We start from the raw sequence: 16,708 nt of genomic DNA on the forward strand, positions 1-16,708 counted from the left end.
GATCAGTGGCCGAGCCGGGTGCGGAGTTCGTCGAGCAGGCCCAGCGCCGCGTCGGCGATGACGGTGCCCGGCGGGAAGATCGCCGATGCCCCGGCCTGGCGCAGCGCGTCGAAGTCGGCGGGCGGGATGACGCCGCCGACGACGATCATGATGTCCTCCCGGTCGATCGCGGCCAGCTCGTCGCGCAGCGCGGGCACCAGCGTCAGGTGCCCGGCGGCGAGGCTGGAGACGCCGACGACGTGCACGTCGGACTCGGCGGCCTGGCGGGCCACCTCCGCCGGGGTCTGGAACAGCGGGCCCACGTCCACGTCGAAGCCGAGGTCGGCGAAGGCGGTGGCGATCACCTTCTGGCCGCGGTCGTGGCCGTCCTGGCCCATCTTGGCGACCAGGATGCGCGGACGGCGGCCTTCGGCCTCGGCGAAGTCCTCGACCCGTTCGCGCGCGGTCTCCAGCTGCTCCGACGGCCCCGATTCGTCCCGGTACACGCCGGTGATCGTACGGATCTGCCCGGAGTGGCGGCCGAAGACCTTCTCCAGCGCATCGGAGATCTCGCCGACGGTGGCCTTCGCCCGCGCCGCGTCCACGGCCAGCGCGAGCAGGTTGTGCGCGAGGTCGTTCGGCCGGTCGTCGGACATCGACGCCTCGGCCGCGGCGGTGAGGCGCCGCAGCGAGTCCTCGCAGGCCTGGCTGTCGCGCTCTTCCCGCAGTCGCCGCAGCTTCTCCAGCTGCTGGGCGCGGACCCCGGCGTTGTCGACCTTGAGCACGTCGATCTGCTCGTCGCCGTCGTAGCGGTACTTGTTGACGCCGATCAGCGGCTGGCGGCCGGAGTCGATGCGGGCCTGGGTGCGGGCGGCGGCCTCCTCGATGCGCAGCTTCGGGATGCCCGCGTCGATGGCCTGGGCCATGCCGCCGGCGTCCTCGACCTCGGTGATGTGCGCCCAGGCGCGCTCGGCGAGGTCCTGGGTGAGCCGCTCCAGGTAGTAGCTGCCGCCCCACGGGTCGATCACCCGCGTGGTGCCGGATTCCTGCTGCAGCACCAGCTGCGTGTTGCGGGCGATGCGCGCGGAGAAGTCGGTGGGCAGCGCCAGCGCCTCGTCGAGCGCGTTGGTGTGCAGCGACTGGGTGTGGCCCTGGGTGGCGGCCATCGCCTCGACGCAGGTGCGCACGACGTTGTTGTAGACGTCCTGGGCGGTCAGCGACCAGCCGGAGGTCTGCGAATGGGTGCGCAGCGACAGCGATTTCGGGTTCTGCGGCGCGAACTGCTTGACCAGCTTCGCCCACAGCAGGCGGGCCGCGCGCAGCTTGGCGACCTCCATCGCGAAGTTCATCCCGATGCCCCAGAAGAACGACAGCCGGGGCGCGAAGGCGTCGGTGTCCAGCCCGGCCTGCCGCCCGGCGCGCAGGTACTCCACGCCGTCGGCCAGCGTGTAGGCCAGCTCCAGGTCGGCGGTCGCCCCGGCCTCCTGGATGTGGTAGCCGGAGATCGAGATGGAGTTGAACTTCGGCATCCGCTGCGAGGTGTAGGCGAAGATGTCGGAGATGATCCGCATCGACGGCTGCGGCGGGTAGATGTAGGTGTTGCGGACCATGAACTCCTTGAGGATGTCGTTCTGGATGGTCCCGGCCAGCTTCTCCGGCGCGACGCCCTGCTCCTCGGCGGCGACGATGTAGAGCGCCATCACCGGCAGCACCGCGCCGTTCATGGTCATCGACACGCTCATCTTGTCCAGCGGGATGCCGTCGAAGAGCTGGCGCATGTCCAGGATCGAGTCGATGGCCACCCCGGCCATGCCCACGTCGCCGGACACCCGTGGGTGGTCGGAGTCGTAGCCCCGGTGGGTGGCCAGGTCGAAGGCCACCGACAGGCCCTTCTGCCCGGCGGCGAGGTTGCGGCGGTAGAAGGCGTTGGACTCCTCGGCGGTGGAGAACCCGGCGTACTGCCGGACCGTCCACGGCTGGTTGACGTACATCGTCGGGTACGGGCCGCGCAGGAACGGCGCCAGCCCGGGGTAGGTGTGCAGGAAATCCAGGCCCTCGGTGTCGGCCGAGGTGTACAGCGGCTTGACGCCGATGCCCTCCGGCGCCTCCCACACCAGCGCGTCGGACTCCTTGCCGGTGGCGGCGAGCACCTCCTCCTGCCAGCGGGGGAGACCGGCGGGCGGCGGGCTGTCCAGCGGGACGTCGGCGAAGTTCGGGATCTGCGTCATCGTCGGACTCCCAACTGGTCGTGGACGTCGGTGAGGACGGCCAGCGCATCGCACCCGGTGAAGACGAACCCGTCCACCCCGGCCAGGTCGCCGGGCTTGCCCGCCAGCAGCACGCGCTGCGCCCCGGCCCGCTTCAGCGCCTCAGCCGTTTCCGCCGCGCGCTCGGCGTAAACCTTGTCGCTGGAGCACAAGCACACCACCGGAGCACCGGAGTAGGCGGCGACGACGTCCTCTGTGGACTCGGTGGCGCCTGCGTCGGTGCACTCGACACCGCCCGCGGCGAAGAGGTTCCGCGCGAAGGAGGCGCGGGCGTTGTGGGCGGCCAGCGGGCCGAGCGTCGCGAGGAACACCGTCGGCCGCTGCGGCTGGGCGTCGGCGGCCTCGCGCAGCCGCTCGAAGTCCTCGGCGTAGCGGTGCGCGGGAAGGCCGCCGGTGGGCCGCTCGGGAGCGGGCTCGCGTTCCAGCGGCGGCTCGTCGAGGTTCGGGAACTCGCTGACGCCGGTGATCGGGTCCTCGCGGTGCGCGATCGCGGTGCGCCGCCGCTCCCAGGTGGCGGCCAGCTCGTCGGCGATCAGGCCGGACTCCAGCGCGGCGGGCAGGCCACCGGCGGCTTCGATCCGCTGGAACCAGGCCCAGGCCGCCTTCGCCAGCTCGTCGGTCAGCGATTCGACGTAGTAGGAGCCACCGGCCGGGTCGATCACCTGCGCCAGGTGCGACTCCTCCAGCAGCAGCGACTGCGTGTTGCGCGCGATGCGGCGGGCGAAGGCGTCCGGCAGCCCGACCGCGGCGTCGAACGGCAGCGTGGTCACCGCCTGCGCGCCGCCCACGCCTGCGGCGAACGACGCGATCGTGGTTCGCAGCATGTTCACCCACGGATCGCGGCGGGTGAGCATCGCCGCGGAGGTCACCGCGTGCTGCACCTGGCCGCGCGCCTGCTCCGAGACGCCGGAGGTGCGGGTCACCTGCTCCCACAGGCGCCGCGCGGCGCGCAGCTTGGCGATGGTGAGGAACTGGTCGGCGGTGGCGGCGTAGCGGAACTCCAGCAGCCCGGCGGCGGTGTCGACGTCCAGTCCGGCGTCGGTGAGCCACCGCAGGTAGGTGGTCGCGGCGGCCAGCGAGCAGCCGAGCTCCTGAGCGTCCGAACCACCCGCCTCGTGGTAGGGCAGACCGTCCGCGACCAGCGCTTTCAGCTCCGGGAACGCCGTGCAGCGCTCGGCGAGCGCGACTGCGGCCGCCCGGTCACCGGGCCGGCCGGTCCGGGCCTGCCAGCCCAGCGGATCGGCGCCGAGGTTGCCGCGCAGCGCGCTGCCGCGCACGCCCTGCTCCTCGGCCAGCGCGAGGAAGGCGTCCGCGGCGGCGGCGAAGTCGGCCCCGGCGTCCAGCGTCACGCCGATCATGTCCAGGTGGACGCCTTCGAGCGCGTCGGCGAGCGCGTCGACGGCCAGGCCGCCGCGGCCCAGCCGCAGCCACAGCGAGGACACGCCGTTGTAGAGGTCCGCCAAGATCTCGCGGTTGGCCTCGGCCGCATCGGGGTGCTCGTGCCGTTGCCGCACGTCCCAGCCCTCGGCCACGCTGCCCTGCGGGCGGGTGCCCCGCACGAACGGCGTCAGCCCCGGCACTCCCGGCTCACCCGCGGTGCCGGTGTAGAGCGGGTGCACGGTGATGCCGTCGTAGGTGGTGGTGGCCAGCACGTCCTCGACCGGCCCGGCCGGATGCTCGTCCACCAGACCCGACCGCTGCAGGACCTTCTGCACCTGGGCTTGCCACTGCTCGTGGGTCGGTTCCGGGAACTCGGCAGCCAAGGGCAGTCCCGGCCCGACGCCGCTCGACTTCGAGTGCGCCACCATGGGAACAGATGGTAGGCCGGTGTCCGGAAATCGAACCTGATCAGCACTGTGACGCGCATCGCAAGTCCCCGGACGGTCGACCCGCTTGTGGACACCCACCCTGCCGGGCTCCCGATTTTGGCGGAACCCGACAATTGCGCGATCACCGCTCCAGCGCGGCGGCCACATCTTCCCAGGGAACCGTGCCGGACTTCTCGGCCTCGGTGGCTCGACGCGCCCAGTACGCGTCCTCCGCTGCTTCCCAGTGTTCGGCGATCTCAGGGGCGACCATCGCGGCAACCCGCCGACCGCAGTGCGTCAGGTAGATGAATCGGCCGTCTTGCGCGAGCTCGACGTAGTCGGGCAGGTGCGCGTGAGCGGTTGACACGTCGATCTCGACCGCATCGTCGCCGGAAACGAGTGGCTCGGAGCTCATTTGCGAAGCGTACGGCGACGAAAAGCCACAGTGATCACTCAGGGTGGCGTCAGAGATTACGAATCGTGTTCACATTGGGGTTTGGCAGGTCGTCGTGGGTGTTGCATTGACTCGGGCCGATGACGTGGTGTGATCGGCCGATGCGCGTTGTATTGCTGATCATGTTCCTCGTCGGTGTGGTCGTGAGCGGCGGCTGCGCTGACAGCCGGTCCCGCAACGCCCCACCGACGGTGGGGGAGGCCCTCGCGTTCAGCGGGGTCGTAGTCCCGCCGGGCGGGGAGGTGCTCGGCGTCGACGCGAGCGGCGGCATCGACTCCTTCTACAAGGTCGCGGTGGCCGTCGACGCCGGAGCGGTGGAGCGGTTGCTGGCCGATTCGCAGTTCCGCGCGTCGTTGCAGCCGGGACGGAAGGTCACCTACGAGCCGCTGCCGCAAGCGCCGATCGGCACCGACTTCGCCTCGGCCTCCGATGAACTCCCGCCGGGGCCGGGACGGCCGAACAGGGTCTTCCGCGAGCTCCTGGTCGATCGCTCCGCCCCGGCGCGCCCGGTCCTCCACGTCTGGGCCTTCACCACCTGACCGCCTCGCCCGGTGAGGCGTCAATTTCGTACGAAATTGACCGCTCCTCGGGTGACGGTGGTGGTCAGGGGGCTTTTGGGTGGGGTGGAGCGATCGCCTGGGCGGGGCGCGCGTGCCCATGCCGCTTGGCTTCAAACGATCGGGGTGCATTCAGGTGGTGAACTCTGTGGAACAACGAGGTTTTCACACATCTGGGCCGCGCGGTCGGTCAGGTGCGGCGGGTGTCGATCCGCTCACCTGCGGAGGAACCGCCGATTCGGGATCTTCCCGGTGAAAGCCCCCGGAGCGCGCCGGGCTCGGTGATCTTGACGGCAATGCGCGGTAGCGGTTCCTTGTGGTGGAGCCGATCGCGGACCAGGGCGCCCCGATTCCGGTGCTCGCGCCGAAAAGCCCTGTTGCCGCCGCAGTTCGGCGATCCCCGATTCCTCCAGGAGGCGGCATGTTGCTCAAACGTGCGCTCGGCGTGGCCGCGGGCGCGGCGGTGGTGACCGCGATACTCGTGGCACCGGCCAGCGGAGCGGGCCAGGCGGACCTCGACTCGGCCGTGCGGGAGGCGATGCTGGCCGAGCGCGGCGCGGCCGCCAGCGCGGACTTCGGCACGCCGGTGCTGGCCGAGCCGCTGGTGGAGCCGACCCGCTCGAACGACCAGGGCTGGGCCTTCGGCACGACCACCATCCCCGCGCCGGACAAGGAGCACGCGGGCCCGCACACGGCGATCTTCGTGGCGCACCGCCAAGCGCAGGGCTGGCAGGTCGAGCTGGACGGCACGGCCGAGTTCGTCGAGGCCGTCGAGCGGGCGCCCGCCGACGTGGTCAGCGACGGCGAGAAGCAGCTGTTCGCGCGCAACTACGAGAACAGCCGCGTCGCGGTGGCCGACACCGGCCTCGGGCTGCCGTGGGCCGAGGGCGTCGCCTGGTGGATGGGCGGCGGGCCGCACGGCGACAGCGGGCAGAGCCGTCCGTTCAGCTCGCTGGACTTCAACGGCGGCAACGGGCAGGTGCTGTCCGCGGGTGCCGGCCGCGTCTACAAGAGCTGCCTGCGCAACGGCAGCGGCCTCGTCCGCGTCGTGCACGAGAACGGCTTCAGCACGACCTACTACCACATGACCGGCCTGACCGACCTCGGCGACGGCCAGCCAGTGGCCTACGGCGACTACCTCGGCCGCATCGACGTCGGCCTGCCCTGCGGCGGCAGCACCACCGGTCCGCACGTGCACTTCTCCTTGCTGCGCGGTGACTCCCACACCAAGGTCGACGGCCAGACCATCGGCGGCTGGACCTTCCGCGAAGGTGCCCAGGCCTACGGCGGCTACGCCGAGCGCAACGGCACCCAGGTCGGCACCGGCGGTCAGATCACCAACCACGGCCAGGGCACCAGCACTCCCACCGGGGTGGTCGACGCCGGGCAGAACGCCTCGGTGAACGTGCGCGGCGAGCCGAGCCTGACCGCGCCGATCGTCGACGAGCTGCCCGACGGCACCGTCGTCCGGATCAAGTGCACCGCGCGCGGTGACGCCGTGGACGGCGTCTGGGGCCGCACCGACCTGTGGAACCAGCGCGACGTCGGCGGCTGGATCAGCGACGGATTCCTCTACACCGGTTCCGACGACCCGATCGCGCCTGCCTGCTGAACCGGCGGTCGTGAGCGCGGCAGCCGGTACCCGCGCTCACGACCCCGGGTGGCAGTGCTGGTAGACCCAGCCCGCTTCGGCGGAGTAGCGGAGCTCGTAGTGGGTCTCGATCTTGGGGCCGTCGTGCAGGTGGATGTGCCGCAGCAGCCGTCCCGCGACCGCTTCCGAATCCCGGAGGTCCTGCATCCGTCCGTCCAGCGGCCCGCCGATGAAACGCACGTTCTGGCTCGGCATGGCGCCCTCCTCCCGCACAGTCTTCCCCGTCCGCGTCCAATCGTCCCCGATCCCGGCCCCGCAACACCAGCGCGCGAACCGGTGGCCCGACCCGTTTCCGCTGGCCCGGCCGAGCCCGAACCTCGGGTTGTTCCCGGCCCCGCCGACCCGGAAACTTGCTCCCGCCGAAGCATCCGGTCTCGGACGCGCCGGTGGTGCGTCGGGATGCCGTGCGATTTCCATTGAAATCAGACGTCTGACTTCAATGGAAATCGCACGAGTTCTCCTCGCGGCGGAGCGAGTTGTCCGCATCCGTCGGCAGGTCCGACGGATCACGGTTTCAACGGGAATCGCGGAGCCTCAGGGGATCGCCGCCTCGATCTGGGCGAGGTGGTCGGCGAGGATCTCCTCGAACGCTCCGCCGCGGTCGGCTCCGACGGGCCGGAGGTCGCGGCCGTAGTAGGCCAGCGCGGGGAAGGATTCCGGATCGGCGCCGAGCACCGCGACGCGGAACAGCTCCAGCCCCTGCTCGCGCTCTTCGGGCGTGCGGGTGCTGACCCCGGCCTCGGCGGCGATCAGCGCGACGAGCAGGACCGCGAGCCGGTGGTAGCGCGACGGGATCTCCTCGTCGGGCAGGCCTGATGCGCGCAGTGCTCGCAGCGCCTCTTCGATGACCAGCCGGGAGCCGGTGCCGCCGGAGGCGTAGCGACCCCAGATCGCGGCCAGCTGGGGCTGCTGGCCGAAGGTGTCCCGCAAGCGCAGGGCCAAGTTCGTGATGCGCTGCTTCCAGTCGCCCTTGGGCAGGTAGCCGTCCATGGCCTCGAAGAGGATGCGGTCTACGACCGCGCGCAGCAGCTCGGTCTTGCTGCGGAAGTGCCGGTAGAGGCTGGACGAGTCCGTGCCGAGCGCCGAGGCGAGCTTGCGCACGCTGAACGACTCGGCGTCGCTCGTGCGGAGCAGCTCCGCCGCCGTGTCCAGGATCTCCTCGGTCGTCCAGCGCCTGCGACCAGTCATCTCGCCCCTCTCGTCCGATCCACCATAACCGATGCACTCGCGAATGCACTTGGCGATGCACGCACCGCGTGCATAATGAGGACATGCGCTCGCCGGAGCACTCGAACCCGGCGCGGACTCACTCGTGGAAGGGCACACCTCATGACGAAGTCGCTGGACACCGCCGAGCTCGACGCTGCGATCGAGAACGTTCACCGCGCTGGCGTGCCGGGCGTGTTCGCCGAGGTCCGCGACGGCGACCAGATCTGGCGCGGCGCCGCCGGGGTCGCCGATCTCGACACCGGCCGTCCCGTCACCGCCGACATGCGCCACCGCGTCGGCAGCATCACCAAGACCTTCACCGCCGCCGCGGTGCTGCAGCAGGTGGAGAACGGGCAGGTCGAGCTCGACGCACCGATAGGCCGCTACTTGTCGAAGCTGGTCCCGGGCGAGCGCGGCGCGGCGATCACGGTCCGGATGCTGCTCAACCACACCAGCGGCCTCGCCGAATACCTCCCGCACGCCTACCCGTCGCTCGAAGCGTTCCCGGCACTGCAGGACACCCGGCCGCACAGCCTGGACGATCACCGCTTCACGCGGTTCGACCGCGTCGAGCTGATCGAGCTGGGCCTGGCCGCGCCTGCCTTCGGCGCACCGGGCGGCACTCCCGGCCTGTACTCCAACACCAACTACCTGCTCCTCTGCGAGCTCCTGGAACAGGTCACCGGTGCCAAGGCCGAGGAGTGCATCACCCGCAACGTCATCGAACGCGCGGGCCTGCAGGACACCGAGCTCCCCGACGACCCGCACGTGTCCGGGCCGCACTCCCGGCTCTACGAATCGTGGTTCGGCATGATCGACCCGCCGCGCGACTACAGCGTCTTCGACATGTCGTGGGTGGGGCCCGCGGCCTCGCTGATCTCGACCGTCGCGGACCTCAACCGCTTCTACGGGCTGCTGTTCGCCGGTGAGATCGTCGGCCTGCCGATGCTGGAGCAGATGCGCCGCACCGCCCGGGTCATCTCCCAGGAGGGCGAGGTGATCGACTACGGCCTGGGCCTGCACCCCACGAAATCCGCAGGTCGGGAGACGTTCTGGGGGCACGGCGGCTCGGCGTGGGGCGCCGGCGCGCTCAGCATGGCCCGCGCCGACGGGACGCGGCAGATGTCGGTCGCGGTGAACATCCAGCGGTGGAACCGGCTCGACGCCGCGGGCAGGCCGCAGCCCCACCCCATCGACGACGCGCTCGAGGCGCTCCACCAGGCGGCGATGCACGGCGGCCCCGGATCGCGGTAGAGGTGGTTTCGGCCACCCCGGGTCGATTCGGCTGGGGTTGTGCAGGGACGATGGTGGGACGATGAAGCTCACCGACCACCTCCCCGCGTCCGGCACGCCCGCCCCCGACGAACTGCTCGAAGCGTTCGTCACCTGGACCACCGATCAGGGCATCGAGCTCTACCCGGCGCAGGAAGAGGCGCTGATGGAGGTGGTGACCGGGGCGAACCTCATCCTGAGCACCCCGACCGGCTCCGGGAAGAGCCTGGTGGCCACCGGCGCGCACTTCACCGCGCTGGCGGCGGGCAAGCGCAGCTTCTACACCGCGCCCATCAAGGCGCTGGTGTCGGAGAAGTTCTTCTCGCTGGTCGACGTCTTCGGCGCGGAGAACGTCGGCATGATGACCGGCGACAGCAGCGTCAACGCCGACGCGCCGATCATCTGCTGCACCGCCGAGATCCTGGCCAACATCGCGCTGCGCGACGGCGAGCTCGCCGACGTCGACCAGGTCGTGATGGACGAGTTCCACTTCTACTCCGAGCCGGACCGCGGCTGGGCCTGGCAGGTGCCGCTGCTGGAGCTGCCGCGCACCCAGTTCGTGCTGATGTCGGCCACCCTCGGCGACGTCACCTTCTTCCAGCAGGACCTCACCCGGCGCACCGGCCGGGAGACCGCGGTGGTCGCGGGCGCCGAGCGGCCGATCCCGCTGACCTTCCGCTACGCCAAGACGCCGCTGCACGAGACCATCGAGGAGCTGCTCGCCGGGCAGCAGGCCCCGGTCTACGTCGTCTACTTCAACCAGGCCTCGGCGCTGGAGCAGGCGCAGGCGCTGATGAGCGTCAAGGTCGCCTCCCGCGAGCAGCGCGACGAGATCGCCGAGGCGATCGGCGACTTCCGGTTCACCGCCGGGTTCGGCAAGACGCTGTCCCGGCTGGTGCGGCACGGCATCGGCGTGCACCACGCCGGGATGCTGCCGAAGTACCGGCGGCTGGTCGAGCAGCTGGCGCAGGCCGGGCTGCTGAAGGTCATCTGCGGCACCGACACGCTGGGCGTGGGCATCAACGTGCCGATCCGCACCGTGCTGATCACCGGCCTGACCAAGTACGACGGGGTGCGCACCCGGCACCTGAAGGCGCGCGAGTTCCACCAGATCGCCGGGCGCGCCGGGCGCGCGGGCTACGACACCGCCGGGTACGTGGTGGTGCAGGCGCCGGAGCACGAGATCGAGAACGAGCGGGCGCTGGCCAAGGCGGGCGACGACCCGAAGAAGAAGCGCAAGCTGGTCCGCAAGAAGGCGCCCGAGGGCTTCGTGTCCTGGAGCGAGAAGACCTTCGAGAAGCTCGAAACGGCGGAGCCGGAACCGCTGCGCTCCAGCTTCACCGTCAACCACGCGATGCTGCTCAACGTCATCAACCGGCCGGGCGACGCGTTCTCCGCGATGCGGCACCTGCTGGAGGACAACCACGAGGACCGGCCGACGCAGCGCCGCCACATCCTGCGGGCCATCGCGATCTACCGCGCGCTGCTGGCCGCCGACGTGGTCGAGCAGCTCGACGAGCCCGACGAGCAGGGCCGCCGGGTGCGGGTGACCATGGACCTGCAGTTCGACTTCGCGCTCAACCAGCCGCTCTCGCCGTTCGCGCTGGCCGCCATCGAACTGCTCGACACCGATTCGCCCAGCTACCCGCTGGACGTGCTGTCGGTCATCGAGTCCATCTTGGACGATCCGCGGCAGGTGCTGTCGCAGCAGCAGTTCAAGGCCCGCGGCGAGGCCGTGTCGCAGATGAAGGCCGAGGGCATCGAGTACGACGAGCGGATGGAGCTCCTGGAGGAGATCACCCATCCCAAGCCGCTGGCCGAACTGCTCGACGCCGCCTACGAGACCTACCGCAAGGGCCACCCGTGGGTCGGCGAGCACGAGCTGTCGCCGAAGTCGGTGGTCCGCGACATGTTCGAGCGCGCGATGAACTTCGTGGAGTACGTCAACCACTACGGGCTGGCCCGCTCCGAAGGCCTGGTGCTGCGCTACCTCGCCGACGCCTACAAGACGCTGCGGCACACGGTGCCCGACGACGCCAAGACCGAGGAGCTCACCGACATCATCGAGTGGCTGGGCGAACTGGTGCGCCAGGTCGACTCCAGCCTGCTCGACGAGTGGGAGAAGCTGCGCCACCCGGGCGCCGAGCCGACGGCCGTCGTGGCGGTCGACGAAGGCCCGGAGCGGATCACCGCGAACAAGCGCGCCTTCCGCGTGCAGGTGCGCAACGCGCTGTTCCGCCGCGTGGAGCTCGCGGCGCGCCGCCGCTACGACGAGCTCGGCGAGCTCGACGGCGACAGCGGCTGGGACGCCGACGCGTGGGCGGACGCGCTGGAGGAGTACTACGAGCAGCACGACGAGATCGGCGCGGGCCCGGACGCGCGCGGCCCGGCGCTGCTGATGATCACCGAGGAAGCGGACCGCTGGATCCTCCGGCAGGTCTTCGCCGACCCGGCCGAGGACCACGACTGGGGCATCAGCGCGGAGGTCGACCTCGCAGCCTCCGACGAAGCCGGCACGGCGGTCCTGCGCATCACCGACGTCAACCAGCTCTGAACAGCCGGCCCGTTGCGGCAGGTGGCCACCCGTGAGCGCTTCGGGGTGCCAGAGCACCCCGAAACGCTCACGGGCATTCGGACCCCGGCGGCGGTGGCGTCGGCGGGTTCGCTGGCCTACCATCCGGGCGAGATCGACTGATCCCGTCGGGAGGAGCCCGCGATGCCGCAGACCGTCCTTGTCGGTGTGGACGGATCGGACGAGTCGGTCCGGGCGCTGCGCTGGGCCGCCAACCAGGTCCGCGAAGTCGGCGGCATCGTGCACGCCGCGATGATCTGGCACCAGCCGGTGCAGTTCGGCTACCGCCTGCCGACCTCGGACACCGAGCTGGAGCAGCGCGCCCGCAAGTCCCTGGACGCGGTGGTGGACGGGATCAAGGCCGAGTTCCCGTCGGTGGACGTGCGCTCGCGCCTCGTCCGCGGCCACGTGGTCGACGAGATGGTCGCCCTGTCCAAGCAGGCGGACCTGCTGGTGGTGGGCAACAAGGGCCACGGTGCCTTCACCGGCATGATGGTCGGCTCGGTGGCCCTGAAGCTGGTCCACCACGCGGCCTGCCCGGTCGTCGTGGTCCGCTGACGCTCCGCCGTCCTGGGGCCCGGCGTCAATTTCGTACGAAATTGACCGTCACCCGGGTGAACGTCAATTTCGTACGAAATTGACGCAGCTCCGGGTGACGGCCAGCAGCGCGGTGGTGCTTCAGGAGCGGTCGTACTCGGCTATCGCGCGCTTGGTCGCGCTCATCCGCCAGGCCTGTTCCAGGAGCCCGGCGATCTCGGCCCAGTCCGGGTCGGACGCCTCGTCCAGGTTCGCGCCGACCCAGCCGTGCGGGCCCAGGTAGGCGGGCACGAAGTAGCGGGCGCCGTCCTGGGCGACGAGGCTCTCCTGCTCACCGCGCGGGGCCTTGACGGCCAGCGCCAGCCGCCCGTCGCCGTGGTGGTCGACGAGCAGCCAGGCGAATCTCTTGCCGCGCAGCAGGAATCCGGTGTGGCCGTGCGAATCGTCCACCTGCACGCCGGGGAACACCGAGATCAGCTCCACGAGCCGGTCGCGCACGCTGCGGCGTTCGTCTTCGTCCCACGAATTTCCCATGGCGCCACGGTAGCGGTCAGCTGCGACGCCAGGCACGTTCGCCGAGCAGGCGCAGGCCGTTGAGCCCGACGATGATCGTGGAGCCCTCGTGCCCGGCCACGCCCAGCGGGAGCGGGAGGTGGCCGACCAGGTCCCAGACCACGAGCACGGTGATGAACGTGCCCGCGATGACCAGGTTCTGCTGGACCAGCCGCCGGGCGCGGCGGGACAGGCCGACGACCTTGGGAACCGCGGCCAGCTCGTCGCGGACGACCACCACGTCCGCGGTCTGCAGCGCCAGGTCCGAGCCCGCGCGGCCCATCGCGACCCCGCAGTGCGCGGCGGCGAGCGCCGGTGCGTCGTTGACGCCGTCGCCGATCACCATCGTCGGCTGCGCGGATTCCCGGACCGCGGTGACCTTGTCCGCGGGCAGCAGTCCCGCGCGCACGTCGGAGATGCCCACCTCGGCGGCGACCTTGGCGGCGGTGCGCTCGTTGTCGCCGGTCAGCAGCACCGGTTCGGCGCTGGTCAGCTCCCGCAGGGCAGACACCGACGCAGCGGCGTCGGGACGCAGGCGGTCGGCGATGCCGATCACGCCCGCCACCTCGCCGTCCACGGTGACGACCACCGACGTGTGAGCGGTGTCCAGCTCGGCGGCTCCGGTTCCCCGCGGGCTGGTCACGGCGACCTCGCGCCCGTCGACCGTCGCCGACACGCCGTGACCCGGGGTCGACCGGAAGTCCGCGGCGGCCGGGATCGTCAGGTTCTTCTCGCGAGCGGCGGCGAGGATGGCGCGGGCCAGCGGATGTTCGCTGAGGTGCTCCGCTCCAGCGGCCAGGGCCAGCACCTCATCGGCGGCGTGACCCGCGGCGGGCTCGACGCTCGCCACGCGCGGTGCGCCCTCGGTGAGGGTGCCGGTCTTGTCCAGCGCCACCCGCTCGGTCTGGCCCAGGCGCTCCATCACCACCGCGGACTTGACCAGCACGCCGTGCCGCCCGGCGTTGGCGATCGCGGACAGCAGCGGCGGCATGGTGGCGAGCACGACCGCGCACGGCGAGGCGACGATCATGAACGTCATGGCCCGCAGCAGAGCGCTTTCCAGGTCATCGCCGAGCAGCAGGGGAATCCCGAACACCGCGAGGGTGGCCAGCACGACGCCGACGGAGTAGCGCTGCTCGACCTTCTCGATGAACAGCTGCGTCGGCGCCTTGGTCTCGCTGGCCTCGGCGACCAGCGCGACGATCCGCGCGATGACCGACTCCGAGGCGTCGCGGGTGACGCGCACGCGCAGCGCACCGGTGCCGTTGAGAGTGCCGGCGAACACCTCGTCGCCGGGCTGCTTGGCCGCGGGCAGCGGTTCGCCGGTGATGGTCGCCTGATCGACGTCGCTGGAACCGTCGATCACCTCGCCGTCCGCACCGATCCGCTCACCGGGGCGCACCACGATCACGTCGCCGACCTGGAGCTCAGCGGTGGGCACGGCCTCCTCGACGCCGTCGCGGAGGCGGACCGCGGTCTCCGGGGCGAGGTCGAGCAGGCTGCGGACGGAGTCCTCGGTGCGCGCGGTGGCGAAGGCTTCCAGCGCGCCCGAGGTGGCGAAGATGACGATCAGCAGCGCGCCGTCGGTGATCTGCCCGATCGCGGCGGCGCCCAGGGCGGCGACGATCATCAGCAGGTCCACGTCCAGCGTCTTCTCGCGCAGCGCCTGGAGCCCGGCGTAGGCGGGCTCCCAGCCGCCGGTGGCGTAGCAGACCAGGTAGAGAGCCCAGAACAGCCAGGTCGGCCCGCCGAGCAGCTGCACGGCGAGGCCGAGCAGGAACGCGACCAGCGACGCGGTGGCCCACCGCGCTTCGGGCAGCGCGAGCAGACCGCGGCGGGACGGTGCCGGTTCGGTCCGGATCGGTGTTCGGTCGGTGACTGCGGTCATCGCGCGCCCTTCCGGCGTCGGGGGCAGCGGGCTTGCTGCCGGACGAGGACAATACATGAACGTCTGATCAGTCATTCATATGTCCTGCGGTCGCTAGACTGCCTGGCATGGGTCACGGGGTCAAGCGCGAGGAAACGCCGACGGCGCGACTGGACGCCGCCTCGGCGGCCTCCGTCGCGGAGACGCTCCAAGCTCTGGCCACCCCGTCCCGCCTGCTGATCCTCAGCGAACTGCGCCAGCGAGAGCTGTCGGTCGGCGAGCTGGCGGAAGCGGTGGGCATGGAGCAGTCGGCGGTGTCCCACCAGCTGCGCCTGCTGCGCTCCCTCGGCCTGGTGGTCGGCAACCGTTCCGGCCGAAGCGTCGTGTACTCCCTCTACGACAACCACGTCGCCCAGCTCCTCGACGAAGCCGTCTACCACATCGAGCACCTGCGCCTGGGCATCCGCGACTGATCACTCGTCCGGCCGAGCGATGAACCGGCCGGTGCCCTGCGCCCGTGTTGTGTGCGGCTTTCTTCGAGGCGCGCAGGGAGGATTCATGGGCCGCAGGACCTTCGTGATCGTGGCCGCAGCAGTGCTCGCCGCATTCCCGTTCGCGACAACGGCTTCGGTCGCCCGCGCGGATGCCGAGGTGTGCAACAAGGAGTGCGACGCGCTCGATCCGTCGAAGGCGGTCGGGGACCGCACGCCGGTGAGCACGACGCTGCACGGCCGGACCATCGCGCTGCACGTGGACGACGGGAACGCGATGGGGTGGGCCACGATCGACGGCGCCGGTGCCGGTGACGAGATCTGGCTGGACCGCTCCTTCGACGGCGGGAAGACGTGGAGCAAGCTCGGCCTCACCGAGGCGCCGGAGGGCTATCCCGGCTGGCGCAGCCAGATGTACAACGTCGACGACTGGAACAACCGCGGCATCGGCGCATTGCGCGCCTGCGGACGGGCGGCCGACCGGCCGGAGATCGCCTGCACGCAGTGGGCGCGCTCGGACTGGAACGCGTCGAGCCCGGGCAAGGCCGCCGCGACCGCGCTGATGATGCTCTTCGACCGCGACACCGGCCTGTTCGAGAGCAACGGCTGGTGGACCAGCGCGAACGCGCTCACCGCGGTCATCGACAACATCCGGGCGACGGGCATGCGCAGCTACGAGTACGCGATCGCGGAGACCTACGACCGCAATCTGGACGGCCACGGCGGCAACTTCACCAACGAGTTCCTCGACGACACCGGCTGGTGGGGCCTGGCCTGGGTGGCGGCCTACGACCTCACCGGCGACAACCGCTACCTGGAGACGGCGAAGATCGATGCCGACCACATGAACGCGCACTGGACGTCGGAGTGCGGCGGCGGGGTCACGTGGAAGACCGACAACGGTTACAAGAACGCGGTCACCAACGAGCTGTTCCTCCACCTCAACGCGGCGCTGCACAACCGGATCCCGGGCGACACCGAGCACCTGGCGCGAGCCCAGCGCGAGTGGGACTGGTTCCGCGACAGCGGCATGATCAACGCGGACAACCTGGTCAACGACGGCCTGGACGGCTGCCAGAACAACGGCCAGCCGACCTGGACCTACAACCAGGGAATCCTCCTGGGAGGCCTGGCAGAACTGCACCGCGCGACCGGCGACGAAGGCCTGCTCGAAGCCGCCCGCGAACTCGCCGACGCCTCGACGACGGCGGAAAGCCTGCACAAGGACGGCGTCCTCACCGAACCCTGCGAGCCGAACAACTGCGACCCCGACGGCCCGTCCTTCAAAGGCGCCTACGTCCGAGGCCTAGGCGCCCTCAACGACGCACTGCCGGACCACCCGTACAGCGACTACCTGAAGCGCCAAGCGGATTCCGCCTACGCGAACCGCAGCCCGCTGGACATGTACGGCGTCCAGTGGAACGCCCCGGCCGACCGGATCTCCACCGGCCGCCAGCACAGCGCCCTCGACCTGTTCAACATGGCCTACTAA

The 16,708-nt window shown here is 70.8% G+C and carries 14 protein-coding genes; 7 read left to right on the forward strand and 7 right to left on the reverse strand.

Annotated features, from left to right (window positions below):
- Positions 1–2: 2 nt before the first annotated feature.
- From scpA to OU416_RS22170, 3 genes are all read right to left on the reverse strand, one after another.
- Positions 3–2,207: a methylmalonyl-CoA mutase gene (gene scpA, locus OU416_RS22160; protein ID WP_270928927.1), complete on the reverse strand. Its 2,205-nt coding sequence runs from the start codon at positions 2,205–2,207 to the stop codon at positions 3–5.
- Positions 2,204–4,054: a methylmalonyl-CoA mutase family protein gene (locus OU416_RS22165; protein WP_270928928.1), complete on the reverse strand. Its 1,851-nt coding sequence runs from the start codon at positions 4,052–4,054 to the stop codon at positions 2,204–2,206. Before OU416_RS22165 ends, scpA begins: the two co-directional genes overlap by 4 nt.
- 142 nt (positions 4,055–4,196) lie before the next feature.
- Positions 4,197–4,469, reverse strand: a complete 273-nt coding sequence (locus OU416_RS22170; protein ID WP_270928929.1) for a hypothetical protein — start codon at positions 4,467–4,469, stop codon at positions 4,197–4,199.
- Between the two features lie 140 nt (positions 4,470–4,609).
- Here OU416_RS22170 and OU416_RS22175 point away from each other — a divergent pair, with 140 nt between their 5' ends.
- Positions 4,610–5,047, forward strand: a complete 438-nt coding sequence (locus OU416_RS22175) for a hypothetical protein (protein ID WP_270928930.1) — start codon at positions 4,610–4,612, stop codon at positions 5,045–5,047.
- A 439-nt stretch (positions 5,048–5,486) separates the two neighbouring features.
- Positions 5,487–6,677 (forward strand): peptidoglycan DD-metalloendopeptidase family protein, encoded by a 1,191-nt coding sequence (locus tag OU416_RS22180; RefSeq protein WP_270928931.1) that lies wholly within the window; start codon positions 5,487–5,489, stop codon positions 6,675–6,677.
- A 36-nt stretch (positions 6,678–6,713) separates the two neighbouring features.
- Here OU416_RS22180 and OU416_RS22185 read toward each other — a convergent pair whose 3' ends face one another.
- Both OU416_RS22185 and OU416_RS22190 read right to left on the reverse strand, forming a co-directional pair.
- On the reverse strand, positions 6,714–6,911 hold the full coding sequence (locus OU416_RS22185; RefSeq protein WP_270928932.1) for a hypothetical protein: 198 nt from the start codon (positions 6,909–6,911) through the stop codon (positions 6,714–6,716).
- Positions 6,912–7,250: 339 nt separating this feature from the next.
- Positions 7,251–7,904 (reverse strand): TetR/AcrR family transcriptional regulator, encoded by a 654-nt coding sequence (locus OU416_RS22190; protein ID WP_270928933.1) that lies wholly within the window; start codon positions 7,902–7,904, stop codon positions 7,251–7,253.
- A 141-nt stretch (positions 7,905–8,045) separates the two neighbouring features.
- Between OU416_RS22190 and OU416_RS22195 the strand changes: the two genes are divergently transcribed.
- The 3 genes from OU416_RS22195 (at position 8,046) to OU416_RS22205 (ending at position 12,327) form a co-directional block, all read left to right on the forward strand.
- Entirely contained in the window at positions 8,046–9,179 is a 1,134-nt protein-coding gene (locus tag OU416_RS22195; protein ID WP_270928934.1) for a serine hydrolase domain-containing protein, read from the forward strand.
- A gap of 61 nt (positions 9,180–9,240) precedes the next feature.
- A complete protein-coding gene (locus OU416_RS22200) occupies positions 9,241–11,751 on the forward strand; it encodes a DEAD/DEAH box helicase (RefSeq protein WP_270928935.1) in 2,511 nt (836 codons plus the stop codon).
- A 162-nt stretch (positions 11,752–11,913) separates the two neighbouring features.
- Complete coding sequence (locus OU416_RS22205) at positions 11,914–12,327, forward strand: universal stress protein (protein WP_270928936.1); 414 nt, start codon at positions 11,914–11,916, stop codon at positions 12,325–12,327.
- Positions 12,328–12,447: 120 nt separating this feature from the next.
- Here OU416_RS22205 and OU416_RS22210 read toward each other — a convergent pair whose 3' ends face one another.
- Both OU416_RS22210 and OU416_RS22215 read right to left on the reverse strand, forming a co-directional pair.
- Entirely contained in the window at positions 12,448–12,840 is a 393-nt protein-coding gene (locus tag OU416_RS22210; protein ID WP_270928937.1) for an MmcQ/YjbR family DNA-binding protein, read from the reverse strand.
- A 16-nt stretch (positions 12,841–12,856) separates the two neighbouring features.
- On the reverse strand, positions 12,857–14,746 hold the full coding sequence (locus OU416_RS22215) for a heavy metal translocating P-type ATPase (RefSeq protein WP_270928938.1): 1,890 nt from the start codon (positions 14,744–14,746) through the stop codon (positions 12,857–12,859).
- 107 nt (positions 14,747–14,853) lie between these two features.
- Between OU416_RS22215 and OU416_RS22220 the strand changes: the two genes are divergently transcribed.
- Positions 14,854–15,198 (forward strand): ArsR/SmtB family transcription factor, encoded by a 345-nt coding sequence (locus OU416_RS22220; RefSeq protein WP_270928939.1) that lies wholly within the window; start codon positions 14,854–14,856, stop codon positions 15,196–15,198.
- An 85-nt stretch (positions 15,199–15,283) separates the two neighbouring features.
- Positions 15,284–16,708, forward strand: a complete 1,425-nt coding sequence (locus OU416_RS22225) for a glycoside hydrolase family 76 protein (protein ID WP_270928940.1) — start codon at positions 15,284–15,286, stop codon at positions 16,706–16,708.

This window comes from Saccharopolyspora indica, from assembly GCF_027853965.1.
GTDB lineage: Bacteria > Actinomycetota > Actinomycetes > Mycobacteriales > Pseudonocardiaceae > Saccharopolyspora > Saccharopolyspora indica.